Annotated in this window: 19 protein-coding genes and 1 pseudogene; 13 read left to right on the top strand and 7 right to left on the bottom strand. The window is 65.6% G+C overall.

The genetic code is table 11. From position 1 onward, the window contains the following. Positions 1-2 precede the first annotated feature (2 nt). From K9F62_05975 to K9F62_05965, 3 genes are all read right to left on the bottom strand, one after another. The gene (locus K9F62_05975) at positions 3-278 is read right to left on the bottom strand and encodes an acylphosphatase (protein UJX42227.1); all 276 of its coding nucleotides are present in this window, start codon (positions 276-278) and stop codon (positions 3-5) included. 17 nt (positions 279-295) lie between these two features. Then, positions 296-982, bottom strand: a complete 687-nt coding sequence (radC, locus tag K9F62_05970) for a DNA repair protein RadC (protein ID UJX42226.1) — start codon at positions 980-982, stop codon at positions 296-298. Positions 983-1069: 87 nt separating this feature from the next. Continuing rightward, positions 1070-2062, bottom strand: a complete 993-nt coding sequence (locus K9F62_05965) for a DNA polymerase III subunit delta (GenBank protein UJX42225.1) — start codon at positions 2060-2062, stop codon at positions 1070-1072. 113 nt (positions 2063-2175) lie between these two features. Here K9F62_05965 and K9F62_05960 point away from each other — a divergent pair, with 113 nt between their 5' ends. The 6 genes and pseudogenes from K9F62_05960 to K9F62_05935 all read left to right on the top strand — a co-directional run bounded on the left by K9F62_05960 (position 2176) and on the right by K9F62_05935 (position 11945). Then, positions 2176-3204, top strand: a complete 1029-nt coding sequence (locus K9F62_05960) for a glycosyltransferase (GenBank protein UJX42224.1) — start codon at positions 2176-2178, stop codon at positions 3202-3204. A gap of 410 nt (positions 3205-3614) precedes the next feature. Further along, entirely contained in the window at positions 3615-5648 is a 2034-nt protein-coding gene (locus K9F62_05955) for an APC family permease (protein ID UJX42223.1), read from the top strand. 202 nt (positions 5649-5850) lie between these two features. Beyond that, positions 5851-6603, top strand: a pseudogene (locus K9F62_05950) (radical SAM protein). Then, the gene (locus tag K9F62_05945; GenBank protein UJX42222.1) at positions 6488-8536 is read left to right on the top strand and encodes a ribonucleoside triphosphate reductase; all 2049 of its coding nucleotides are present in this window, start codon (positions 6488-6490) and stop codon (positions 8534-8536) included. Before K9F62_05950 ends, K9F62_05945 begins: the two are co-directional and overlap by 116 nt. A 149-nt stretch (positions 8537-8685) precedes the next feature. Continuing rightward, a complete protein-coding gene (locus K9F62_05940; protein ID UJX42221.1) occupies positions 8686-9399 on the top strand; it encodes a putative rhamnosyl transferase in 714 nt (237 codons plus the stop codon). 314 nt (positions 9400-9713) lie between these two features. Next, positions 9714-11945 carry a vitamin B12-dependent ribonucleotide reductase gene (locus K9F62_05935; protein UJX42220.1) on the top strand — a complete coding sequence of 744 codons (2232 nt, stop codon included), beginning with the start codon at positions 9714-9716 and terminating at the stop codon, positions 11943-11945. Positions 11946-12128: 183 nt separating this feature from the next. Here the strand turns inward: K9F62_05935 and K9F62_05930 are convergent, their stop codons facing one another. Beyond that, positions 12129-13241, bottom strand: a complete 1113-nt coding sequence (locus K9F62_05930) for a FapA family protein (protein UJX42219.1) — start codon at positions 13239-13241, stop codon at positions 12129-12131. 233 nt (positions 13242-13474) lie between these two features. Between K9F62_05930 and K9F62_05925 the strand changes: the two genes are divergently transcribed. The 4 genes from K9F62_05925 to K9F62_05910 all read left to right on the top strand — a co-directional run bounded on the left by K9F62_05925 (position 13475) and on the right by K9F62_05910 (position 20001). Then, positions 13475-15523: an acyl-CoA/acyl-ACP dehydrogenase gene (locus tag K9F62_05925; GenBank protein UJX42218.1), complete on the top strand. Its 2049-nt coding sequence runs from the start codon at positions 13475-13477 to the stop codon at positions 15521-15523. Between the two features lie 402 nt (positions 15524-15925). Continuing rightward, on the top strand, positions 15926-17773 hold the full coding sequence (locus K9F62_05920; protein UJX42217.1) for a 4Fe-4S ferredoxin: 1848 nt from the start codon (positions 15926-15928) through the stop codon (positions 17771-17773). 386 nt (positions 17774-18159) lie between these two features. Beyond that, complete coding sequence (locus K9F62_05915) at positions 18160-18960, top strand: electron transfer flavoprotein subunit beta (protein ID UJX42216.1); 801 nt, start codon at positions 18160-18162, stop codon at positions 18958-18960. Between the two features lie 15 nt (positions 18961-18975). Further along, entirely contained in the window at positions 18976-20001 is a 1026-nt protein-coding gene (locus K9F62_05910) for an electron transfer flavoprotein subunit alpha (protein ID UJX42215.1), read from the top strand. Between the two features lie 132 nt (positions 20002-20133). Here the strand turns inward: K9F62_05910 and K9F62_05905 are convergent, their stop codons facing one another. Further along, positions 20134-20430 (bottom strand): hypothetical protein, encoded by a 297-nt coding sequence (locus K9F62_05905; GenBank protein ID UJX42214.1) that lies wholly within the window; start codon positions 20428-20430, stop codon positions 20134-20136. 175 nt (positions 20431-20605) lie between these two features. Between K9F62_05905 and K9F62_05900 the strand changes: the two genes are divergently transcribed. From K9F62_05900 to K9F62_05890, 3 genes are all read left to right on the top strand, one after another. Further along, on the top strand, positions 20606-21508 hold the full coding sequence (locus tag K9F62_05900) for a LysR family transcriptional regulator (GenBank protein ID UJX42213.1): 903 nt from the start codon (positions 20606-20608) through the stop codon (positions 21506-21508). Positions 21509-21522: 14 nt separating this feature from the next. After that, entirely contained in the window at positions 21523-21765 is a 243-nt protein-coding gene (locus tag K9F62_05895; GenBank protein ID UJX42212.1) for a hypothetical protein, read from the top strand. Between the two features lie 84 nt (positions 21766-21849). Then, positions 21850-22101 carry a helix-turn-helix transcriptional regulator gene (locus K9F62_05890; GenBank protein ID UJX42211.1) on the top strand — a complete coding sequence of 84 codons (252 nt, stop codon included), beginning with the start codon at positions 21850-21852 and terminating at the stop codon, positions 22099-22101. Positions 22102-22294: 193 nt separating this feature from the next. On the opposite strand, the gene K9F62_05885 is transcribed toward K9F62_05890, so the two are convergent. Both K9F62_05885 and K9F62_05880 read right to left on the bottom strand, forming a co-directional pair. Continuing rightward, entirely contained in the window at positions 22295-23917 is a 1623-nt protein-coding gene (locus tag K9F62_05885; GenBank protein ID UJX42210.1) for an alkaline phosphatase family protein, read from the bottom strand. Then, entirely contained in the window at positions 23914-25374 is a 1461-nt protein-coding gene (locus tag K9F62_05880) for a polysaccharide biosynthesis C-terminal domain-containing protein (protein UJX42209.1), read from the bottom strand. Before K9F62_05880 ends, K9F62_05885 begins: the two co-directional genes overlap by 4 nt. Between the last annotated feature and the right edge of the window lie 270 nt (positions 25375-25644).

Genomic DNA, 25644 nt, shown 5'->3' with positions numbered 1-25644 from the left:
GCCTAGCCGCGGATCTCGAAGCCGTCGTAGGCCTTGTCGTAGTCGATCATCTCGGCCGTGACCGACTCCACCCGGGACAGGGGCGATCCGCCGGGCAGGCGTTCCTTCAGGGCGGCAAGCGCGGGCGCTTCGCCCTGGGCCAGGATTTCCACCTGGCCGTCGCGCAGGTTGCGCACCCAGCCGGAAAGCCCCAGGCTCTTGGCCTGGTCGAACACCCAGGCCCGAAAATACACCCCCTGAACCTTGCCGGACACGGTGGCATGCAGACTAGGCGTCATGATTTCCTCCTTGGCCGTCAGACCATGCCTTCGGCCTGGAAACTGAAAAAACGGCTCTCCGTGACCACCAGATGGTCGAGCAGCCGCAGGTCGATTTCCCGGGCCGCGCTCTTGATACGCCGGGTGAACTCCACGTCCTCGACCGAAGGCCGGGGATCGCCGCTTGGATGGTTGTGCACGAGGATCATGCCGCTGGCCTTGTGGCGAAGGGCCACGCTTAAGACCTCCCGCGGGTAGACCGCGGCCTGGTCCACGGTGCCCTTGCTCACCTGCTCCCAGCCGATAAGCCGGTTTCTGGTGTCCACAAGCGCCATCCAGAACTCCTCGCGTTCCTTGGCTCCGATCCGGGCCCGGGCCATCTCGGCCACGATATCGGGCGCGTTGAGCACCGTCCTGTCGCGCGCCGGCTGTTCGTGGAACCGGGCCCAGGCCTCGCGCCACAAGGTGACGAACTCCTCGGCCCCGGGACCGAACCCCGGCACGTCGCGCAATTCCTCCATCCGGGCCAAAAGCGTGCCGCGCAGGCTGCCGAAGCGGGAGAGCAGCTCCTTGGCCAGAGGCTTGTTGTCGCGTCGCACGTTGACGTAGCCAAGGATGAGCTCCAGCACCTCGTAGTCCGCCAGGGCCTTGGGATCGCTGACGAGCCGGTCCTTGAGGCGGCGACGGTGACCCAGATAGTGCGGCGTTTCCTTCTTAGTAAGCATAGTATGCGGCCTGGGCAAGGCGTTTTGACGATAGGGGGGGACGTTTCACGGCAAAAAGGGCGGAAAGGGCGGGGTGAAAATGGGTGGTCATGACGAAAGCGGACGTGTTTGCCGGGCATTGCCGCCGAAAAGGCGGAAAAGTTCGGCGGTCAGGTATTCCATGGCTTGTTCCGGCCTTCTGGCCCCGGATTTGATGCCGGATTCGGCGGCGAAAGCCGCCTCGAAAATGCGGGCCAGACCGACCGCGCCCAGGCGACGGGCCATGGCCTGCTTTTTTTGCAGGACAAAGGACGGCAGGCGCACGTCGCCGGCCTCGCCCGCCGCGATGCGCCACATGATCCTGGCTTCGTAGAGCAGCAGGCCCAGGAAGGGAAAGACCATGTCCGCGCCGGCCAGCTGCTTTTCCCCGATCTCCCGCCACACGGCGGACGGGTCGCGCCCGCTGGCCAGGGCGTCGAGAAAGGCGAAGCCGTCCATGCCCTCGTGACCGCCGACCTGGCAAACGTCGGCCATGGTGAGGACCGTGCGGTCGCCAAGGGCCAGCTCCAGCTTGGCCAGTTCGTTGTCGGCCCGGGCGAGGTCCAGGGGCAGGGCGGCGGCCAGCGCCTCGGCCACCCCCGGCTCGAAAGCCAGCTTCCGGCTCCCCGCCCAGTCGGAAAGACGCGGCCCCATGTCCCGGCGGGAAAGCCCCGGCGAGACGAAAAGCCATTTCTTTTTTTCGGCCACCTTGAAATAGGGTTGGCCGACAAGCCCCTTGGGATACTTCGGCCCCTTGCGGTCGAAGGGGCCTTCCAGGCAGAAAAACGGCCAGACCGCGTCGTTGAAGCCGCGAAGCGCCGAGGCCAGCTTGGGCCAGAATTCGGCCGGGCAGGCCTCGGCCCGGCGCAGCACCAGGGCCCGGCGGCCGGAAAAAAGACTGGCAACGGTGAGCGCGCTCCAGAACGGATCGCCAAGCTCCTCGTCGCCCCAGAAGACCGTCTTGGTGAACCCGGAGCCGGATTCGGCCAACAAGCGGTCCACGCGGTCACGAATGATCTCCGGGTCGGGACAGGCCAGAAAGGAAAAGCCGGGGCGGTTCATGGGGCGAGAGTAGCCGAGGCCCGGCCGGGGGGCAACGGGCTTGGCAGGATTGCCGCACCGGCGGGGGACGTGTATTTGGGCGGCCACCGCCATGGCACGGAGGTCTTCCGATCATGCAGAGCCCGTCGCAGCCGCAAGGCCCGGTCACCATCCAGGATTGCTTGCGCTGTCATTGCATAAGCCGCGACCCCATCATCATCATCGCCTATGGGAATCCCATGGCCCCGGCGACCATGCTCGCCCCCTTTCTGGCCGATCGCAGGGTCTATTTTATTTTGGGCAACTGGTGGTCCTACTTCGACGCCAGCCTCTTGTGCGTGACGCACAAAGCCTACGACATCATGCGGCAGTGCTACCCGCAGCACCAATATTTCTTTTTGACCAACGACCAGGAAGAGAACAGCATTCTCGATAAATACGGGATGTTGGGTTTTTTTTGCCATCACAACGCGTTTTTGGATGAGCGTCTTTTTCGCTGCCTGCCCGGCGTGCCCAAGGATCTCGATGCGATCTATACGGCACGCCTGGAGAAGTTCAAACGCCATGAACTGGCCCGGAATATCCCTTCCTGGGGATTGCTGTATTTTCTGCCCAGGGAAAAGCCGAGGCAGCAGAGGGCCTATCTCCAGCGATTGCGCGCCATGATGCCGGGCATGGCGACGCTCAACCATGACCCGGTCACCGATGCCTATCGTTTTCTTTCTCCGCAGGAGACCTGCCGGGCCTACAATCGCGCCCGGGTGGGCCTTTGCCTGTCGTCCATGGAAGGGGGGAACTATTCCACGACGGAGTACATGCTGTGCGGCCTGCCCGTGGTGTCCACGCCGAGCAAGGGGGGACGGGCGTACTTTTTGGACCCGGAGATCAGCCGTGTGGCGTCGCCGTCTCCCGAGGCCGTTGCGGCGGCCGTGGCCGAGCTGATCGCCCTGAAGATTCCACCCCAGGAAATCCGCTTGCGCGCCTTGCTGAAATTGCGGGAACAGCGCAGCAATTTCATCTGCCTCATCAGCTCCATCCTGCAGCAGGAAGGCAAACCCGCCTGGCGCGACGAGGACTTCGACCGCGTGTTTGTGCACAAGATGCTGACCTACCCCCGCAGTGCGGCACAGTTCCTGGCCGACAACGGACTGCTGTCCGCCTGAAACCGCTTGGCGGACATATTGACGCGGACGGGCCGCGGCGTTACCACGCCTGTCACGTCGAGTCCCGCCCCAAGGCGGGAGCGGGGGAACCACTTCCCGGGGCGCATCGCCGCAAGGCGTAGGGCAACCTCTTCGGCCCGAGCCCGTCAGCTAACCTCGTAGACGTCGAAGGGGGACCCCCGCCACCGCATTGCGCGCGTCGGGTTCCCGCAACCGGTCGTCCGGAGGGATGCCCATGCCGCCGCGCCAGTCCGCCCGTCAGGCCCGTTGGGCCTTGCCGCATTTCCTTGCGCGTTTCGTGCTGCGCTTCCCTCCGGCCGTGGCGTCGGCGCTGGGAGCCTCGGTCCCCGATTGAGGGACCGTCCGCAGCGGTTTCCTTCCCTTTCCCTGCCATCGCGCAAGGATACCCCATGTCCACGCACAAGAATGCCTCGCTGGCGCATCGCGTCCGCCGCGCCGTTATCGGCGATTCCATCAACCTGGCCGACCAGTCGATTTTCCACAAACTGTCGTTGATCGCCTTTTTCGCCTGGGTGGGACTCGGCGCGGACGGACTGTCCTCGTCCTGCTACGGTCCGGCCGAAGCCTATCTGGCCCTTGGCAAGCACACCTTTCTGGCCGTGTTCGTGGCCCTTGGCACGGCGCTGACCATCGGCGTCATAAGCGCCGCCTATTCCCAGATCATCGAGCTTTTCCCCACCGGGGGCGGCGGCTACATCGTGGCGAGCAAACTGCTTTCCCCGACGGTCGGCATGGTCTCGGGCAGCGCCCTTTTGATCGACTACGTGCTGACCATCACCCTGTCCGTGGCCAGCGGCGCGGACGCGGTCTTCAGCTTTCTGCCCGCCGCCTGGCTGCCCTACCGCCTGGAGGCGGCGGTCGTCGGCGTCGTGCTGCTGATTCTCCTGAACCTGCGCGGGGTCAAGGAATCGGTCATGGCCCTGGTGCCCATCTTCATGCTCTTCGTGGTCACCCACGCCGTGGCCCTCGGCTACGGCATCTTTTCCCACGCCGGAGCCATGCCGGCGGTGGCCGCGCGCATGACCCAGGACGTGGCCACGGCCGACAGGGAGCTCGGGCTCATGGGCATGTTTCTTCTGGTGCTCCACGCCTACAGCATGGGCGCGGGCACCTATACCGGCATCGAGGCCGTGTCCAACGGCCTGCCCATCCTGCGCGAACCCCGGGAGAAAACCGGCAAGCGGACCATGCTCTACATGGCCCTGTCCCTGGCCCTGACCGTGATCGGCATCATCGCCTGCTATCTGCTCTTCGAGGTGCGCCCCCAGGAAGGCAAGACGCTCAACGCCGTGCTGTTCGGGGCCGTGACCGCCGGCTGGGGCCCGACCCTTGGCGGCGGCTTCGTGCTCGTGACCCTCGTTTCCGAGGCGCTGCTGCTGTTCGTCGCCGCCCAGGCCGGTTTCGTCGACGGGCCGCGGGTGCTGTCCAACATGGCCATCGACCGCTGGCTGCCGGCCCGCTTCGCCCTGCTTTCCGACCGGCTCGTCACCCAGAACGGCATTTTGCTCATGGGCGCGGGAGCGCTTATCCTCATGCTCGTTTCCCACGGCTCGGTGGACCTGCTCATCGTGCTCTACAGCATCAACGTCTTCATCACCTTCGTTCTGTCCCAGCTCGGCATGGTGCGCCACTGGTGGCAGGTTCGCGGCCAGCGCGCCCCCTGGAAAAAGGGGCTCTTGTTAAACGGCCTGGGGCTGTTGCTCACGGCCTTCATCCTGGTCATGGTCACCTGGGTGAAGTTTTTCGAGGGCGGCTGGGTGACGCTGCTCATCACCGGCGTCCTGGCCGCCGCCGCCTGGGGCATCCGCCGCCATTACAACCGCGTGGGGGTCAAAATCCGCACCCTCGACGTGCTGCGCGCCGTGGTGGACCCGCAAAACCCCTACACCCCGCCCATTCCGGACAATCCCGCCTCCGGGGCCGAGCCGGACCCGCGCGCGCCCACGGCCGTCATCTTCGTCAACGGCTTCAACGGGCTCGGCATCCACACCCTGCTCTCCGTGGTCCGGCTTTTCGGCAAGGACATCGCCAACTTCGTCTTCGTGCAGATCGGCGTGGTGGACGCGGCGGTTTTCAAGGGCGCGGCCGAACTGGCGCGGCTCAAGGCCGGCATGGAGCGCGACCTGCAAACCTATGTCGGGCTCATGCGGGACAGGGGCTACCACGCCGAGGCGCATTGGGCCGTGGGCACGGACATCGTCCAGGAGATCCTCGACCTGGCCCCGTCGCTTCGCGAACGCTTTCCCAAGGCCATTTTCTTCGGCGGCCAGATCGTGTTCGAGAAGGAGACCTTTCTGACCCGGCTGCTCCACAACTACGTGGTCTTCACCCTGCAACGCCAGCTCTACCGGCTGGGACTGCCGTTTATGATCATGCCCGTCATGCTCGATCGGCCCGACGGCGGGACGGTCATGGCCGCCTGAAAAAAAACCGCCGGGGATCGTCCGCCATGGCGGCACGTTGGGGTTTCCCCCAGGCGGCTGGGGAAAACTTGCGCTTGCAATCGGGCCGGTGCGGGGTATGACGGATAGCGATTTTCGGGGGTGTCAGGGGAGCCTTTCGCCCGGGTCGTTGGGGAACGGTCGGGCTGTCACTTTATCTCTATCTCACTGGTATTGTTATATAATGAAGGTCTCTCAAGCCTGGGGGCTCGTGCGTGGCATCGAGCCCATGTCCCTGTGTGATTGGCCGGGGCGTTTAAGCGCCGTGTTTTTTTTCGGCGGCTGCAACCTGCGCTGTCCGCACTGCCACAACGCCGGGCTCGCCTGGGGCGGCGAGGGGAAGGCGCCGCTTACCGCCGCCTCGGTGCGCCGCTTCGCCGCCTCCCACGCCAAATGGCTCGACGGATTCGTCGTCACCGGCGGCGAACCGACCCTGGTGCCCGGTCTGGCCGATTTCGCCGCCGAGCTGGCCGCCTGCGGCCCGGCCGTCAAGATCGATTCCAACGGCATGCGGCCGGACGTGCTGGCCGAGGTGCTCGGCCGGCTGCCCGGGGCGCGCTTTTCCGTGGACGTCAAGGCGCCTTTCGCCAAGTACGGCCTGGTCACGGGAGGGGCCGTGACCCCGGAAGAGGCGGCCGACCGCCTCGGCGAGGTCTTTTCCCTGGCGTTGCGGCATCCGGACCGCTTCGCCTTTCGCACCACCCGCGTTCCGGAACTGACAGAGGACGACGTCAGGGAAATTAGGGAGGCCCTGCCGTCGGGTTTCACGCTCACCGTGCAGGCGTTTCGCAAGCCGAGCTTCAAAAGGGAGGAGGAGGGGCATGCCCAAGCAGATTCGAAAGCGCGACGGATGTCTGGAAACGTGGTCGACCCATCGCATCGCCCAGGCGATTTTAAAAGCCCTCAAGGCCAGCGGCATCCAGGACCCGCTGCTGTCCACGCGGCTTGCCCATAAGGTCGAGGCCAAGCTCGAGGGCGTCGACGTTCCCGAGCAGGAGGCCGTGCAGGACGCGGTGGAGCAGGTGCTCATGGAGTCGCGGCTTTTCGGTGTGGCCCGCCGCTACATCGTGTACCGCGAAAAGCGCCGGGAGCTGCGCGAACAAAAGGCCGCCTTTCTCGACATCGCCGACGTCATCGACAACTACATTTCCAAGACCGACTGGCGGGTGGCGGAAAACGCCAACATGACGCACTCCTTCCAGGGGCTCATGCTGCACCTTTCCGGCACGGTCCAGGCCCGCTACGCCCTGGGCAAGTATCCCCAGGAAGCGCGCGAGGCCCACGACCACGGCTATTTCCACATCCACGACCTGTCGTTCGGGTTGGCCGGCTACTGCGCCGGCTGGAGCCTGCGCGACCTGCTGCTGGAGGGCTTCAACCTGCCCGGGCGCTCCTGCGCCGGTCCGGCCAAGCATTTCGACGCGGCGCTGGGCCAGATGGTCAATTTTCTGGGCACGCTGCAAAACGAGTGGGCCGGGGCCCAGGCGTTTAATAACGTCGACACCTACCTCGCCCCGTTTATCCGCGAGGACGGCCTTTCCTACCGCGAAGTGCGCCAGGCCATGCAGAAGTTCGTCTTCAACCTCAACACCACCTCGCGCTGGGGCGGGCAGAGCCCTTTCACCAACCTGACCTTCGACCTGGCCCCGCCCAAGCATCTGGCCAAGGAGGCGGTCATCGTCGGCGGCGAGATGCGCGACGCCGTCTACGGCGATTTCCGGCCGGAAATGGAGATGATCAACCGGGCCTTTCTGGAGGTCATGGCCGAGGGCGACTACCACGGCCGGATTTTCTCGTTTCCCATCCCGACCTACAACATCACGGCCGATTTCCCCTGGGATTCCGAGATCGGCACCCTGCTTCTGGAACTGACGGCCAAGTATGGCGCGCCCTATTTCCAGAACTTTATCAATTCCGACCTGTCGCCCGAGGACGTGCGTTCCATGTGCTGCCGGTTGCAGATGGACCTGCGCCAGTTGCGCAACAAGGTGGGCGGGCTTTTCGGGGCCGGCGACCTGACCGGGTCTGTCGGCGTGGTGACGCTCAATCTCCCCAAGCTGGCTTTCCTGGCCCAGGGCGAGGAGGATTTCCTGGACCTCGTGCAGGAGTATGCCGAGCTGGCCAGGGACGCGCTGGAATTCAAGCGCAAGATGATCAGCGACAACCTGGAGCGCGGGCTTTTCCCCTGGACGCGGCGTTACCTCAAAAACGGCTTCAAGGGCCATTTTTCCACCATCGGGCTGGTGGGCGGCCACGAGGCCTGCCTGAACCTGCTCGGCAAGGGCATCGAGACGGACGCCGGCCTGCGCATGATGACCCGGGTGCTGAACCACCTGCGCCAGCTGACGTCGCGGTTTCAGGAAGAGACCGGGAACCTCTACAACCTCGAGGCCACCCCGGCCGAGGGCACGAGCTATCGCCTGGCCAAGATCGACAAGGCGCTTTACGCTGACATCAAGGCCTCGGGCAACGGCACGCCGTATTACACCAATTCGACGACACTGCCCGTCGGGCTCTCTCGCGACGTCTTCTACGCCCTGGAGCACCAGAACAAGCTCCAGCCGCTCTATACCGGCGGCACGGTGTTCCACACCTACCTAGGCGAGGCCGTGGCCGACACCGAGGCGCTCAAGTCCTTTATTATCAAGGCGTTCACCATGACCAAGATTCCGTACCTGTCGATCACGCCCACGTTTTCGGTGTGCAAGACCCACGGGTACATCAAGGGCGAGCATTTCGAGTGTCCGGAATGCGGCGCGCCGTCGGAAGTGTTCACGCGCATCGTGGGCTACTACCGGCCGGTGTCCATGTGGAACAAGGGCAAACAGGCGGAATACGCCGAGCGGCTGACCTATGGGGAGGTCTGCTGATTTTCCCGTGCAAGCAGGCAGGGGGCAGGCTCCCCTGCCAGCTTGCGCCGCGGGGCGCGAGGGGTGTGTTTTCCGGTCGCGGAGGCGATTTTTTGATCGCGGTGGCGGGACTTCGTCAGGGAACCATTTGACGGGCATCATTATACGTCATGAGCTTCAAGCACTGCATCATCACCCGTTTCAATGTCCATATCAATCCGACGCCCTATGATTTCCGTTTGAGCGACGTCTGGCTCGCCGAACGCTTCGAGCTCTTCAGCACGTTTTGTCTTCCTTCCGTCGCCGGGCAGGAATGCCAGGACTTCACCTGGCTTGTCCTGTTCGACGAGCAGACGCCGGCGAAGTTCAAGCGTATTGTCGCCTCACTGCAAAAATACAAGAATTTCGTGCCGCTCTTTTGCAACGATTTCCCGTCGATCATGCCCCGGGTGCGTCATTATATCACGGAGACACTTGCGGAATATGAATACTGCCTGACCACCAGGCTGGACAACGACGACGCCTTGTCCAACAGATTCGTCGCCGTTCTCCACAACGTCGTCAATACCATGCTGGCCGCGAAAGATCCGCCGCCGCCCGAGCTGTACATCAATTTCCCCAACGGGCTCCAGTTCAACCGTGGCGCCCTCTATGATTTTTTCGACCTGACCAACGCCTTCGTCAGTCTGCTTGAGCGCAACAAGCCGCCGCACACCGTGTTCTGGGTCGACCACCCGGCCATATACGAGGTGGCTCCAGTGGCCCAGATAGAAACCAGGCCGCTTTTTTTGCAAACCGTGCATGGAGGCAACGTCTATAACTATATTCGCGGCGAGTTGCTGGAAAACAAGGAGATTCTCGCCGAATTCAATCTCGGGCTGTAAGACGGGATGCCGCGCCCGGGCGTCGTTCCCGTGGAGGACGTCCCGCCTGCCGGGGCTGCATTGGGGCCGTGGGAGCCGGTTTTGGCTTCCGGCCGGGGCAGTGAGCAGCGCGGCGTTGGCGCTGTCCCGGACCGGGGCTTTTCCCGGCTGGAGGTTTTCTTTCCCGGCAAGCTGGTGTAGGTTCCCGGGCAGTGGGGGAGCGTCCTTCAGACGCCATATCTTTTTTGTAGTTGCCTTAAATATATTGTTTTTTTCGTCGAGCCGCTTTTTGCGGCTACGCTTTTTTTGACCTTGTATCCGAGGATTCGCCGCCTATGACAACCCTGCCCATGCCCGCCGATCTGCCCGAAGCCGCCGTCAATCCCAACGCCCAGGTGGTCCTGGCCAAGCGCTACCTGCAAAAAGGCCCCGACGGCACGCCCATGGAGGACGCCCGGGGCCTTTTCTGGCGCGTGGCCTCGGCCATAGCCGCCGTGGAGGCGAACTACGAAAAGTCGCCGTTCACCCCCGAGGCCCTGGCCCGTAAATTCTACGACCTCATGGCCGGGATGCGCTTTCTGCCCAATTCCCCGACGCTCATGAACGCCGGCGCGCCGCTCGGGCAGCTCGCCGCCTGCTTCGTGCTGCCGGTCGGCGACTCCATGGAGGAAATCTTCGACGCCGTGAAATTCGCGGCGCTCATCCATAAATCCGGCGGCGGCACGGGCTTTTCCTTCTCCAGGCTGCGCCCGAAAAAAAGCCGCGTCGGCTCGACCGGCGGCGTGGCCTCGGGCCCGGTCTCGTTCATGCGCATCTTCAATACCGCAACCGAGCAGGTCAAACAGGGCGGCACGAGGCGCGGGGCCAACATGGGCATACTACGCATCGACCACCCGGACATCCTGGAATTTATCACCTGCAAGGAGCGCGAAAACGAGCTCCAGAATTTCAACATCTCCGTGGCCCTGACCGAACGCTTCATGCAGGCCGTGGAAAAGGGCGAGGACTATGACCTGATCGATCCCCGCGACAAGAGCGTGGCCGGCAAACAGAGCGCGGCCGAGGTCTTTTCCCTGCTCGTGCGCAAGGCCTGGGAATCCGGCGATCCCGGCATCGTCTTCATCGACCGCATCAACCGCGACAACCCCACCCCGGCCCTGGGCGAGATCGAGTCGACCAATCCCTGCGGCGAACAGCCGCTTTTGCCCTACGAGGCCTGCAACCTCGGCTCCATCAACCTCTCCGTCTTTTTCGACCCCGAGGCCGAGGACGGCATCGACTGGAAAGGGCTGACCGAGACCATACACCTGGCCGTGCGCTTTCTCGACAACGTTATAGACGCCTCGCGCTATCCCCTGGACCAGATCACCGAGATGGTCCACGCCAACCGCAAGATCGGGCTCGGCCTCATGGGATTCGCCGACCTGCTCTACCTGCTGCATGTCCCCTACGACAGCATCGAGGCCCTGTCCCTGGCCGAGAAGGTCATGGAGACGATCCTGGCCGAGGCCCGTTCCGCCTCCAAGAGCCTGGCCGCCGAACGCGGCCCCTTCCCGGCCTATGCCGAGTCCGTCTTCGGCAAGCGCAACCTCGGCCCCTACCGCAACGCCACCACCACCACCATCGCCCCGACCGGCACCCTGTCCATCATCGCCGGCTGCTCGTCGGGCATCGAGCCGCTTTTCGCCCTGGCCTTTTCCCGCAACGTCATGGACGGCGAAAAGCTCGTGGAGGCCAACCCCCATTTCGTGGCCGCCATGAAGGAAGCCGGGGCCTATTCCGACAGCCTCATGGAAGAGGTCACCCGCAAGGGCTCCATCGCCCATATCGGCATGCTGCCCGAGGAGCTGCGCGACGTCTTCGTCACGGCCATGGACATCGAGCCGGTCTGGCACCTCAAGATGCAGGCGGCCTTCCAGAAATATACCGACAACGCCGTGTCCAAGACCGTCAACCTGCCCGGCAAGGCGACCAAGGAAGATATCCGGGAAATCTACTGGCTGGCCTACGAGCTGGGCTGCAAGGGCGTGACCGTCTACCGCGACGGCTGCAAGGCGGGCCAGGTGCTGTGCACGGGCGACGGTAGCCAGGCCGAGACGGCCAAGCCCCAAAGCAAGGTGCGCGTGCGTCCGGATATCGTCTTCGGCTTCACCCAGAAGGTCAAAACCGGGCTCGGCGAACTCTACCTCACCGTCAACGAGGTCGACGGCAAGCCCTTCGAGGTCTTCGCCACCATCGGCAAGTCCGGCCGCTCGGTGACGGCCAAGGCCGAGGCCATCGGCCGGCTGGTGTCCCTGGCCCTGCGATCGGGCGTGGACGTGGCCGATATCGTGGGCCAGCTCAAGGGCATCGGCGGCGAGAATCCGGTCTTCCAGAAAAAGGGCCTGCTGCTCTCCATCCCGGATGCCGTGTCTTGGGTGCTGGAAAACCGCTACCTGCAAGGCGCGCATATCCACGACGACACCGGCAACCTGATGAACCCCACCTGCCCGGACTGCGGCGGCGAGCTGACCTTCGAGGAAGGCTGCCACGTCTGCAAGGCCTGCGGCTATACCAAGTGCGGATGAGTTATTTGGGATAAAGCGATGCGAGAGGGGGACCCTTTTTGGAAAAAGGGTCCCCCTCTCGCGCTCTCCCCTCCCAAAAACTTCTAACGGTGACAGTCTCTTATCGTTAGAAGTCTTTGGAAAGGGGGTCCGGGGGGAAACTTTTCTACAGAAAAGTTTCCCCCCGGCTCTTTTCTTCCCGTCTTACTTGCGCAACGCCGGATACTCCATGACGACCTCGCCGTCCTGGTAGCGGAACACCACGTCGCGGGTGTCCTCGGGCACGGTCAGAAACGCTTCGCCGATGTTGATCTCGACATTGGCTCCGACGCGCCCCGGCACGATCACCCGGCAGTCGGCGAACCGGCGCAAGGCGTCGGGGCTCGACCACAACTGCCAGAGTTGGGCCTTGCAGGCCGCCAAGAGCTTCTCGTAGTGGGAAAGCTCCGCGGCGCAGGCCTCGGCCCGTTCGCTGCCCCGCTGCATCTCGATGCGGCAGGCCTCGATCTCCATGCGCGCCTCCTGCACCCGGGCCTTGAGGCGCTGGTCCTTGTGGATGCGCTCGGGATCGTAGCCCACGAGCAGCCGCGTCTGGCTCTGGCCGCCGCCGCCAAGCTGTTCGCCCACGTAGACCGCATCGCCGCAATAGGCCTCGCCGCCGACCAGCCGGCCCTTCACGGCCAGCTTTTCCCCGGCGAACAGCCGGCAATGCATGCTCGCGCCCTCGATGAGGATGTTGCAAGCGGCATGGAGCGCCGCGTTTTCGCAGAATTTGGCCCGCAGGCTCTTGCCGGCTCGCAGCGAGGCCTTGCCGCCGCCCATGATGCCGGATTGGCAGGAGAGGTTGCCCATGGCCTGGACCCGGGCCGCTTCCACCGGGCCGCGCACGGTCACGTTACGTCCCATGACCAGAAAGCCGGACCGGATGGAGCCGCCGACCAGCACGTCGCCGATGGCCACGATGTTGCCGGTGTGGAAGTCGATGTCGTGGCCGACCGAAAGCGTGTCGTGGACCGTGATCTTGCCGTCGGAACAGGCCACGTGGCCATTGACCGACGCGACGAGCCGCCTGGGGTTTTCCGGGTCCACCCGGCAGCCCTCGCCGTGGGAAAAGGCGGGCTGGTCCGCCACCACGTCGCCGGCCTCGGGCGAGACGTCCGGCCCGAGTTCCTCCCATTCGGCCAGGACCTGTTCGACCACCACGTTTTGCACGTAGCCCAGGTCGTACTGGTCCACGGAACCGTCGTCGCGGCTCCTGGGACGCAGCCTACGGTGTTCGTAGTCCGGATCGAAATAGTACTTGAGGCGATACGGCATGGGGGTTCCGCCGGGTTTTCCAGGGGCCTTGTGTCATACGTACCCAAGGGGCTGGGGTAATACAAGCCCCGGCGTGGTGTTGGGCCGGAAAACCTTTGCCCCGGATCGGAGTACCGCACGTCGCCGTGCCGGCCCCTTCATTGACGCCCCGTGCCGAATATTTTAACGTTTAATACTTTTTCGCAGCATCCATGCGCCCTGGCGCGTCCAAACCTCGAAATAAGGCGAACCCTATGGAAACTCTTCGCACCCTTCCGGGCGACGACGTCCGGCAAATCATGTGGCGCTTCGCCGACCGCTTCGACCTCCAGATGGCGGTCCAGTCCGCCCGATCCGTGGCCAGGGGACTGGTCGCCAGGCTCGTGGCCGAAGGCGCGCGTCACTCCCACGAATGGACCGAACAAAAAGTCCAGTTGCTTGCCGCTTTCGACGAGGCCGGCATCACCGCCGTCTTCATGGACCCCCATCAGGGCGGTTTCATCGAAGGCCCCAAGAATATGGCCCTGGCCCTGGTCGCCTTCGAGCTGGCCTGGGTCGATGCCGGCGCGGCCACCTGCTCCCTGGCCGGCAACCTGGCCCTTTCCCCCATCCACGAGCGCGGCACCGACGAACAGCGTGACCACTACATGAGCCTGGCCGCCCCGACTCCGGGACAGGCCCCCTGGCGCGGCGTTTTCGCCCTGACCGAGCCCCTGCCCTACGTCGGCGTGGACACGGGCGTGCTGGTCGGCAAGGTCCGCGTGGACTCCTGGGAAGAAGGCGAAGAACCCCTGCTCCAGGTGGACAAGCGCGGCCGCTTCATCACCGGCATGGACTTCGCCAATTTCGCCACCGTGGCCGTGGATACCGCCGATCCGCGCATCAAATCCTCCTGCATGGTCATCCTCGAGGAGACCGATCCGGGGCTGTTCGACCGGGGCGCGCCAACGCTCAAGATGGTCCACCAGCTGTCCTCCACCCGCGACCCGGTCTTCAGCATGAAGGTGCCGGCCAGCCGCATTATCGGCGGCTACACGGTCAAGGACGGCTGCATCGTCCCCAACTATTCCCACTCCGAGATCATCGCCGCCGTGTTCCACCGCACCCGCGTGCCGGTGGCGCTCATGACCACGGCCAAGCTGCTGTCCGCCGTGGAGCCGGTCATCCGCTACCAGCGCGGCCGGTTCCGTGGCGGCGATGCCTGCGCCGAGGGCACGCCCAAGTATGAGCTGGGCATCCAGCAGAAGCAGGACGCCCCCATCCGTCTGGCCGAGGTCTGGGCGGCCGGCGAGGCCAGCGCCTCCCTCGGGTTCGGCACGGCCCGGCTCTTCGACAATCTCGACCCGACCGAGAAAGCCAAGGACAAGGCCCTGGCCGACGCGGGCGTCACCGGCATGCGCGCCCAGCTCTCGGCGCTCAAAAAGGTTCTGCCCCAGGCCGTCGAATACGTGAACCTGCTCTTCACCCCCGAGGAGTCCCGCGACGCCGCGCGGTTCGCCGCCCTCGACGCCGACCCGGTGGTCAAATATCAGGCCCTCGAAGCCGAGGCCGGCGTCCTGTGCCCGGCCTGCAAGCTCTGGAACACCGGCGGCGGGGCCACCGTCATGCGCGAGGCCGTGGCCATGATGGGCGGCTACGGCATCACCGAGGATTGCCCCGGCTTCCTGTTCCACAAGTGGAGCGACAGCCAGCTCGAAGCCACCTACGAAGGCCCCGAGTGCGTGCAGCGCCGCCAGCTCTCCATCACCATGGCCAGCGACATCTTCGCCGTCTACCTCGACAACTACATCGTCGAGATGGAGCGCGTGGCCGCGACCAATCCCGAAACCGGCGCCGCCACCGTGGCCGCCGGCTTCGCCCTGTGGAAACATGCCATGGGTGTTTTGGCCAGGGGCAAGGACGCCGACGGCAAGAAGCTTTACCACAGCAACCGCCAGGCCGTGACCTTCCCCCTGGCCGACGCGCTGTGTCCGCTTCTGGCCAGCCGCCTTTTCATCCTGGACATCCTGGAACTGGCCGCCAAGGGCCCGGAAAATCCGGTTGTGGCCGAGGGCCTTGCCGGCTACGTGTCCTTTTTCAGCGACCTGTCCAAATTGCAGGCGGCCAAGGCCGCCGGCGAGGCCGCCCGCGTGTGCGCGAACCTCGTGTGCGGCTACGCTCCCGAAGGCGTGGACATGGCCGCGTTCGCCGCCCTGCGCGCCGCCGTGGACATCTCCATGGCCGGAGCCGGAGCCGCCCGCGAACGCGCCGGACAGGCCATCACCCAGGTGATGATCCCGGAAGCGCTCGATTATCCGCTGTAACTGGGGTGTGGGGCGCCGCCCCCACGCCCCCGCCAGGGCGTTGCCCTGGACCTGCCGGGGCTCTGCCCCGGACCCCGCCGGGGGGCTTGATGCCCCCCGGTCCCCCCTTTACCGGGCCGGGATGATGGATGACAGTGCGGTTGGGACAGGCGGACGGCGGGGACGCCGGACGTTTGTCGCCGCAATCGGCCCGGCGGCACGAGGCGCTTCGCGCCCCGACGCCGGACGCGATCGCGGCGACAAGGTGCGCCAGCGGCGAAGCGCCGCATTGGAAGCCAAATTGGTTAGGCTACAACCCCTGTAAAAGTTTTTTGGGGAGGGTGGGGGTCCGGGGGAGGGAACCCCTTTTTTCAAAAAAGGGGTTCCCTCCCCCGGTTCCTCGCTCAACGGAGGACATGACGTATGGAACGGCAGGTCATGGAGACGGACATCGTCTGTGTTGGGTTTGGCCCGGCCATGGGTGGATTTTTGACCACGCTGGCCCGGGGCATCGTCAACGAGGACGGCTCGCCGGTCATGGAGAGCGAGCTTATGCCCGGCATGCCGCCCCAGGTCATCTGTTACGAGCGGGCCGACGACCTGGGCGTGGGCGTTTCCGGCGTGGTGTCCAAGGCGCGCGGCATCCGGGCCAGCTTCCCGGACATGAAGCCCTCCGATGTGCCCATGTGCGCGCCGATCACCGACGAGAAGGTCGTCTATTTGCTCGACCCCGTGGGCGCCAGCCGCCGGCCGCTGCTCATGCGGGCCAAGGACAAGGTGATAAAGGCCCTGGGCAAACGGCTGCCCGGCTATGCCGACATGGCCGTGGAGCTGCCCTACATCCCGCCCTTCCTGCAAAAGCACGGCGGCATGACCTTTTCCATCGGCCAGTTCAACCAGTGGGTGGGCGGCAATGTCATGGCCACCGGCGCGGCCCAGATCTGGCCGTCCTCGCCCGTGGCCGAACCGCTGGTCGAAAACAGGCAGGTGGTCGGCGTGCGCCTGGCCGACCAGGGCGTGGACAAGGCCGGCAAGCCCGAGGTCGCCTACATGCCCGGCATGGACGTGCGGGCCAAGCTCACCGTCGTCGGCGACGGCCCCGTCGGGCCGGTCGGACGCGCCCTCGACAATCTTCACGGGCTTCCCGCCGGACACCACCAGCGCGACTACGCCGTGGGCATGAAGATGGTCATCGATCTGCCCGGCCACTGTCCCTGGAAGGAAGGCACGGTCATCCACACCATCGGCTTCCCCGAGCCCGAGATTTTCGGCTTCCTCTACGTGCTGCCCGGCCGCGTCGCCGCCATGGGCATCTTCGTGCCGTCCTGGTTCGACAATCCGGTGCGCACGGCCTACCGCTACCTCCAGCACTGGATGCAGCACCCCTACATCTGGAAGAACATCAAGGGCGGCGAACTACGCTCCTGGGGGGCCAAGACCCTGCAGGAAGCCGGCAAATCAGGCGAACCCTACCTCGTCGGCAACGGCTACGCCCGCATCGGCGAGGGCTCCGGCACCACCAACGTCCTGACCGGCTCCGGCGTGGACGAGGCCTGGACCTCGGGCGTGCTTCTGGGCGAGGCCGTGGTGCACCTGCTGGAGCAGGGGCTGCCCTTTACCGCCGAGAACCTGGAAAAGACCTACGTGGCCAGGCGTCGGGCCTCCTGGCTCGAAGACGAGGCCAAAATCGCCGCGCGCTCCCGTGAAGGTTTCGCCGCCGGATTTCTGCCCGGGCTCATCGGCATGGGCCTTTGCGGCCTGACCAAGGGCGCGCTGTGCTGGCCGGCCGCCTCCAAGCCCACCTGGAAGCGTATTCCGAGCATCGCGCAATACTACCGGGGCCGCATCTCCTGCGAGGAGATCGAAACGATTCGTCGCGAAGCCACGGCCAAGGGCCGGTCCCTGCACGACGCGCTCATGGACCGCGCCGGCTGGCCGGCCATCGAATACGACGGCAAACTGCTCGTCTCGCACCAGGATGCGCTGCTTTTAGGCGGCAAGGTCCAGGCCGCGCCCGGCTACGCCGACCACGTGACGTTCGAAAACCCGGACGTCTGCCGTTCCTGCTGCGAAAAGACCTGCATCGAGGCCTGTTCCGGACAGGCCATCACCACCAACCCGGACGACGGCGTGCCGCTGTTCGATAGGGAAAAATGCGTGCACTGCGGGGCCTGCCTGTGGAACTGCTCCAAGCCGTCCCTGGCCGATCCCGAACGCACCAACGTGGTGTTCAAGGCAGCCGCCGGCGGTTTGCACTCGGCTGAGAATTAGGAGCGGAAGAGCCAGGGGCGCTGCCCCTGGACCCCGGCAGGAGAGGCTCTGCCTCTCCTGCACCTCACTGCCGGGGGGCTTGATGCCCCCCGGTCCCCCCGTTACGCTTTGCCGGGCGGGACCATGGCGGGTTGGCGGGAGCCCGGATATTTGTCGCCGCAATCGGCCCGGCGGCACGAGGGGCTTTGCCCCTCGACGCCGGGCCGATTGCGGCGACAACCGCGCCAGCGGCGAAGCGCCGCATTTGAAGAAGTGATAGGTAAAGTGGGTCATACTTTTTAAGAGTTTTTTTGGAGGGTGGGGGTCCGGGGGCGGGGACCTTTTTTTGCAAAAAAAGGTCCCCGCCCCCGGTTCCATCTCTTCCTCCCCCCTCAAAAGGAGTGCCTATGTTCCATATCGTGGTATGCGGCGGGATCGTGCCTGATCCGTTGCAGACGCTGGAGCCGGTCAAGGGTCCGACCGGCTGGGGACTGAAAAACGAATTGATGTTGCCGTCCATTCTTGATCCCTGGGCTGCCTGCGCCTTGTATGAGGCTGCCCAGCTGGCCAAGACGGCGGCCGGCAGCAAGGTCTGGCTGGTGTCGCTTGGTCCCAAGGCCAAGTTGCAGCAGGTGATGATGACCGTGGCCCAGAAAGCGCCGTTCGAGCTGGTGGTAGCCGACGGTCCGGCCGGCGGCTTCCTTGATTCCTGCGAGGTGGCGGGTGCCCTGGCGGCGGCCATCGAGGGCATTGCCGGGCTGGACAAGTCCAAGCTGCTCCTTTTCGGCGGCTGGATGTCGGCTTCGCGCGGCTCCGGCTCGACGCTCCAGATTCTGGGCGAAAAGCTCGGCATCGTGGACCAGTTCCAGGGTGTGGACAAGCTGACGGTCGGCGCGGACGGCGCGCTCGAGATCATGGAGCGCGTCGAGGGCGGGGCCTATCAGGTTTCGACCTGTGCCGGCGCGCCGGCGGTGCTGGGCTGGGCCACGGGCGAGCTGCCCGAGCCGCCCAACAACCCGCAGGTGGGCATGGCCAACATGCGCCTTGTCATGCCGGCCCTGCAAAAGGCCAAGCCGGCCGCTATGGACGCCGCCGCCATCGACTACCAGTCGGTCGCCGTCCCGGCCCAGAAGCGCGACACCCGCGTGGTCAAGGACACGCCGGTCGAGGACATCGCCAAGGAAATCATCGCCTGGATCGAGAGCTAAGGGCTGGAGGCACCTATGGATACCATTCTTTTTCTTGCCCATACCGAGGCTGACGGCAGCCTGTCCACCGCCTCCCTGGAAGCCCTGACCGCGGCCAGGACGCTGGCCGAGGGCCTGGGCGCGCCCTACGCGGTCGGGCTTTTCGGCGCCGATGTGGCCGCCGCCGCGAACACCGTGGCCGGCTGCGGCGCGACCGCCATCTACGGCGTGTCCGGCGAGGCGTTCGGCGTTTCCCGCTACGCCACCGACGTCGCCGCCATGGAGGCCCTGGCCAAGGCGGCCGCGGCCACCATCCTCGTGGCCACGGACGATTCCCGCGCCTCCCGGGCCGTGCCCGGTCTGGCCGCCCGCCTTTCCGGGCGCATCGACGCCCACGTCACCGGCCTGGCCGTCAAGGACGGGAAACCCGTGGCCACGCGCGGCTATTACCGCCAGCGCATGCAGGCGGAGCTGACTCGCGCCGTCCGGCCCTGGTGCCTGACGCTCTCGGCCGGCTGTTTCGCCGCCTACGACGGCGCGCCCGGTCAGGCGTCCGTGACGGCGGTCGAGGTCCCGGTCACCGAGGCCATGACCCGCACCCAGCTCAAGGCCGTCATCGCCCCCTCGGCCGACGAGCAGACCATCCGCCCCGACGCCAAGCTCCTTTTCGTGGCCGGCGCGGGCTGGACCAAGAAACAGGCCGACGGCGCGTCCCATGTGGCCGATGCCGGCGAACTGATCCTCGGGTTCCTGGGCCGGTCCAAGGCGTCGCTCGGCAGCAGCAAGTCCCTGGTGGATATGGGCGGCGACGGCGAGGCCGTGCTGCCGTTTCTCACCCACCTGCATCAGGTCGGACAGACCGGGGCCACGCCGCGCCACCCCAAGGGCCTGGCCACCTGCTGCCACGGCGAGGAGCCGCACGTGGTCGGCTGGCGGTTTGTCGGCGAACGCCGGGCCGTCAACCTCGACCCCTCCTGCGGCTGGGCCCAGGGCAAGGCCGACGTGCTCTACGTGGCCGATGCCTTCGCCGTCATGAAGAAGATCAATGAGTTGTTAGGATAGGGGAGAGGAAGACGGGGAGAGCCGGGGGAGGGGACCCTTTTTTGAAAAAAAGGGTCCCCTCCCCCGGACCCCCACCCTCCCCAAAAACTATCGATAGGGGGATATCCTTCCGCAAGGGAGGGTATCCCTTTTTTATTGGGGAGTGAGAGCGCAGGCGCGTTCGCAGCGGTTGCGCATGGTGCCCTCGGGCAGGTCCAGGTGCGCGGCCACGCAGGCCTGGCACAGGGTGGCGGGCTTTGGCAGTCCCGCGTTTTTGGCGTTTTCCACCACCATGGCGAAGACCGCTTCGGCCAGATCGGCCCGGGCCGGGGCAAAGTCGGATGGACGCGAGTGCGCGACCGGGCTGGCCCCGGTGCGGTCCTTCGTAACGACGAAAAGAAGCAGCCCCAGAAGGGCCGAGACGAGCACGATGATCTTGACAAGGCGCATGATGGTTCTCCCGCGTTTTGGCCTCGGCCCGTCCTTTACGGCGGGCCGGGCGTGTGCCATAGGCCAGAAAAGCTACGGACTGGTTGTAGCCCGCCTGCGGGGACGCGATCCAATCGCAATGTCGGAAGAAGTCCTTCCGAATCCCTGAAGGGAAAACGACGCCGGGAGGGGCGTTGTGGAATACTACCATCTACGGACCTTCGTGGCCGTGGCCGAGGAAGAGCACCTGACCCGGGCGGCCGAGCGGCTCAATGCCAGCCTGCCCGCGGTGAGCGCCCATGTGCGCGGCCTCGAGGAGGAACTCGGGGTGCCGCTTTTCACGCGTACGCCAAAGGGCATGCGCCTGACGGGCGAGGGACAGGCGCTTTTGACCGAGGCCAGACGGGCCCTCGCTGGTCTGGACGCCGTTCGGGCCAGGGCCGGCAGCCTGCGCCGGGAAGTCACGGGCGTGACCCGCATCGGCCTCAACAATGAGGCCGGGCGTATGCGCGTGCCCGAAATGCTGGCTGTTCTTTCCCGCCGCCATCCCGGCGTGGAAGTGCACCTGACCGATTCCAGTTCGGCGAACATTCTCGATAACGTGCGTCAGGGAAAGCTTGATCTGGGCTTTATCTATGACAATATCATCGAGCAGGGGCGCGATGTCGTGTCCGTGCCTTTGGAGAACGTGGAAATGGCCGTTGTCGGCCCCACCTCCTGGGCGGATCGTGTTTGCCTGGCGGACTGGGAAACGTTGGCCGGGCTGCCCTGGGTCTGGTTTTCCCAGCGCTGTCCGTTCCAATATTTGCTGGAGTCGTCTTTTTCCTGCCGTGATCTGCCGCTGCAAAAGGTCATGGTGGGGGACAGCGACGCCACATTGCGGACCATGGTCGCGGCCGGCATCGGACTGACGCTGCTGCGCCGCGACGATGCCCTGGAGGCCGAAGCGGCCGGGGAAGTGTGCCTGTGGCAGCGTGAAGAAGGGCTGACCCTGGGCTTGTCCCTGATTTATCGGCGGGAGAAGGCCGAGGATCGGGTGGTCGCGGCGGTGGTCGCGGCGGTGTCGGAAGTCTGGGGTTTGCCCGGACACCGACGGTAACGCGGATTTTGTTTTTGCGGGAGATGGAAGTGATGCGTGAGGCGGCGGTAACGCCTGATCGGGATTATTTTTTCTGGCGGGTCGCAGGTGGCATGGTTGTGCTGGTGCTGGCCCTGTCGATCCTGGTGTTGGCCCAGTCGGGCTATCAGGATGAGGGCGCTTTGCCCGACGAATCTTTTACGGGAGGCGCGCTCGTGCGTGCCGACGGCAGTCCGCAAGGCTTGGTGGCCCCGGTGCCGGAAAAGGCGCGGCCTTGATCCGGCGGCCGGGAAACCGCGCGGTGCCGTACGCGCCCGCGTCTCGAAGGGCCGTTGCGTGGTAGGCCCGGCCAGGGAGCAATGATGGAAGATCAAGAAACGGACGGGGATTTGCCGCGCGAAGTGGCCTGGCTTTGCCGCGAAGGCGATTCGCCCATCCGGGCCTGGCGGGAGCATCTGGGCGTCACGCCGGAAGAGCTGGCCCGGCGCCTGGACATCTCGCCGGCCGCCGTGGCCCAGTTCGAAGCCCGTTCGGCCCGGCCCCGGGCGGCGACGCTCAAAAAAATCGGCGCGGTCCTCGGCATCTCCTGGGAGCTCTTGCGCCGGGATCGGTAAGAGACCGGGGGGAACCCTTTCTGTAGAAAGGGTTCCCCCCGGACCCCCTTTCCAAAGACTCCTAACGGTTACAGAGTGATAGCGTTACACCACCTGTAATCGTTAAAAGTTTTTTGGAGGGGAGAGCGCGAGAGGGGGACCTTTTTTTCAAAAAAGGTCCCCCTCTCGCATTCTCTTTGCCTCCGCCCCCTCTTTACATATACCCCAGGTCCGAAAGCTCATCCGCGATCTGGTCCGCCTGTGCGCCGTCGGTGCCGGCCGCGCCTGTCGTGCTGGTTGTGGCGGTGGTGGTCTGTGGCGGTCGGGCGGCCAGGGTTTCGGCCGTGAAGGCTCCGGCCAGCACGCGTCCGTCCATGTTTTCCGGCACGGCCTCGTCCAGGGCGTAGAGCAGCGTCGGCGTCACGTCGGCCATGGCCGCGTTAGCAAGCTCCACGCCGGCGGCCACGCCCGGGCCGCGCAGGGCGAATACGCCGTACTGCTCGTGGCGGCCGCTCCATTTGTGCGACGCGAAAAGCCCGGTCGGCGCGCCCTGGTCGTAGAGCGCGATCTCGTGGGGCACGAGCACCTGGTAGCCCGGGCCGCACAGGGTGATGACGTCCGGCGCGTCGGGGACGGCTGGCCCATTGTAGAGCTCTTCCCGGGCGTACACGGCGGCAAAGGGGTGGGCCCCGGTTTGCGGGTCCACGATGGCGAGCAGGCCTTCCTTGAGCCGTTGCGTCAGCTCCGCCCGGTCGGCTTCGCCCACCAGTCTGGGGTTGAAGAAGATGCCGCCGGCGATGCCTTCCGACACGCAGGTCGTCCTGTCCCAGTCCACGATGGCGGAAAAGAGGTTGTTGATGCGGGCGAAGGCCTTGGATTTGGCCTTGCGCCTCGCTTCCAGCACGGACTCGGGCAGGATCGCCTTGGCCATGGCGACAACCGCTTTTTTGAGCCCGGACGGGGCGTGGTGTCTGGCGGCCAGGGCGGCCAGCTCGCCGGAGAGCGTCAGGAAGCCGTTGTCCATGAGCCAGCGGTTGAGAAAGATGGCGCGCCTAAGCGGCCCGGCTCCGTGGTCGGAGACCAGGGCCACGGCCGTATCCGGCGGACAGGCGTCGAGGATGCGGCCAAGCGCCGCGTCCAGGCGTTCGTACACGGCCTCGATGGCCTGGCCCAGGGCGGCGTGGTCGGGATGGGACGGGTCGCGGTAGCCCCAGAAGAAGTGCTGCACCCGGTCGGATTCCATGAAGACCGAGCAGAAGTAGTCGAGGGGCTTTTGGGCCATGAGCCACAGCGTCAGCTCGCAGCGGGCGTCCACGCCGTCCAGGAGATTTTGCAGGTAGCGTTTCGGGTCCGGGTCCATGTTGGGCGAATCCCGGCAGGGGCCGAAGCGGGCTTCGATTTTTTCGCGCAACTCGGGGGGATGCACGTAATCCTCGGCGTAGGACGGGGTGAACATGCCCGAGATCACGAGCCCGTTTATGGGGTCGGGCGGCCAGGTCACGGGCACGTTGACGGCCCCGGCCGGTCGGCCCCGGTCCGAGAGCACGGCCCAGATGGGCGCGGCCCGGCGCATGGCCGCCGAGACGAAGCGCACCTCGTGGCTGTTCGGGTCCAGGGTCAGGGCGTCGAAGATGCCGTGACGACCGGGCGTGCAACCGGTGGCGAAGCTCGTCCAGGCCACGGGGGTGACCGGCGGTACGGTGGAGCAAAGGGGCGCGTGCACGCCGTTTTCGAGGAATTTTTGCAGCACCGGCATACGGCCGGCCGCGATCATGGGCTTTACGATGTCGAAGGTGGCGCCGTCCCAGCCGACCACCACCACGCGGGCTGCCTTCATAGGTTTTCTCCGGGGTTGTCCGTGCCTTGCGGGCGCGGGTGCATGACGGAGCGCAGTTCCAGGATGTCGCGGCGGCCGAAGGCCTTAAGGCCCGCCAGCACGGCCACGTACACCAGCGCGCCGAGCGACGCGCCGACAAGGGGCATCTGGCGCAGGAGCGCGCAGGCCCCGAGGCAGGCTCCCCCGGCGCACAGCACCCGCAGAAGCGGGCCAGTGGCATGGGACCGGAAGCCGTGCCGGGCGGCGAAGCGCGTGGAAAAGGCCAAAAGCCACAGATACGAACCCAGGGCCACCACCGCCGAGCCGAGCGCGCCGTAGCGGGGCACGGCGTAGATGTTGCCGGCGACATTGAGGGCCAGGGCCGCCGCCGCGTAATAGAGGGCGTAGCGCTGGCGGCCGATGGCCACCAGGACGTTGTTGACCAGCATGTCCAGGGCCAGGGGGGCCATGGCCAGGGAAAGGATGCGCAGGACCATGACCGATCCGGTATACTTGGGGCCGAAGATCAGCATGCAGGCCGGCTCGGCGTAAAAGGCCAGCAGGATCGAGGGCAGGACCATGGCGTGCAGGGTGTGGCGGAAGATGAGCCGGAACAGGCGTCTGGCGCCCAGGGGATCGACCGGGGCCAGACGGGCCAGGGCCGGGAACACGGCCAGCATCAGCGCCTGGGGCAGTATTTCGAGCTTGAGGATGAATTCGTGCGGGGCCTGGAAATCGGCCACGGCCGCAAGGTTGGACAGCCAGGTCAGGGCCAGGGTGTTGGCCCGAAACAGGTTCTGGTGGAAAAAGACGCCGAGCCCCACCACCGACGAGGCCGCGAGCATGCGCCACAGCGCGCTCCGGTCGAAAGAAAACGAGGGACGGCACAGATTGCGGCCGGACACGAACCAGACGAGCAGCATGTGCAGGGCGGCGGCGGCGAAAAGCCCGGCCAGAACGCCCGTGACGCCAAGGCCCAGCCACAGCGCCAGCCCGACCAGGATCAGGGAGGCCAGCCCGGAAATGATGGAGAGCGGCGGTTCGTAGCCCATGCATTCGTAGGCCTGGAACACGGCGCAGCCGAGCAGGCTCAGGGAGCGGCAGGCCTCGACTCCGAAGGCGAGCGCCAATCCGAGGGCGGCCGGTCCTTTGTAGCCGGAAAAAAAGCCGATGGTGGCCAGGACCAGTCCGGCCAGGACGAGCAGACCCAGGCGCAGGGTCAGCGCCTGGCCCAGGGCCGTCGGGGCGCAGGTCCGGTCGAGGGCCATGTCGCGGATCATGATCTGCTGGATGCCGAAATAGGTGACCGCGACCACGGCTCCGGCCAGGGCCATGATCGAGGCGTATCGGCCGAAATCGTCGAGGGGCAGGACCCGGGCCACGGCCAGCAGCACGAAAAAGCCGCTGGCGATCTGGACCAGCCGGGAAACGGCCAGGGAAAGAAAGTTGCGGGCCAGCGACCGTGGCGAAGGCGTCACGCGGCGGTGCTCCGTGGCAAACGGTTGGCAGGCTGTTGCAAAAATTCCCCCTGGCTGCGTTGCCGCAAAAGGTTCCCCTCGTCGGTCCGCGATCCGGGACAGCGGGCCGGCGAAGAAGGCTGCGGCCAAGGCGCGGGCGAAGCTTTTCCAATGTCTGCCATGAAATAGCATGGTCCCCGGGGGGGCGTAAACAACTCTGGCGACGGATGCGCCAGGCGGTGGTTACGCCCCCCCGGCGCTCCAGGGGAACGGGCGCGACCCGGGCCTGGC

Origin of the sequence: Desulfovibrio sp. JY (assembly GCA_021730285.1) — a bacterium.
Lineage (GTDB): Bacteria > Desulfobacterota > Desulfovibrionia > Desulfovibrionales > Desulfovibrionaceae > Solidesulfovibrio.
This window is presented reverse-complemented; position numbering and strand designations above follow the sequence as displayed.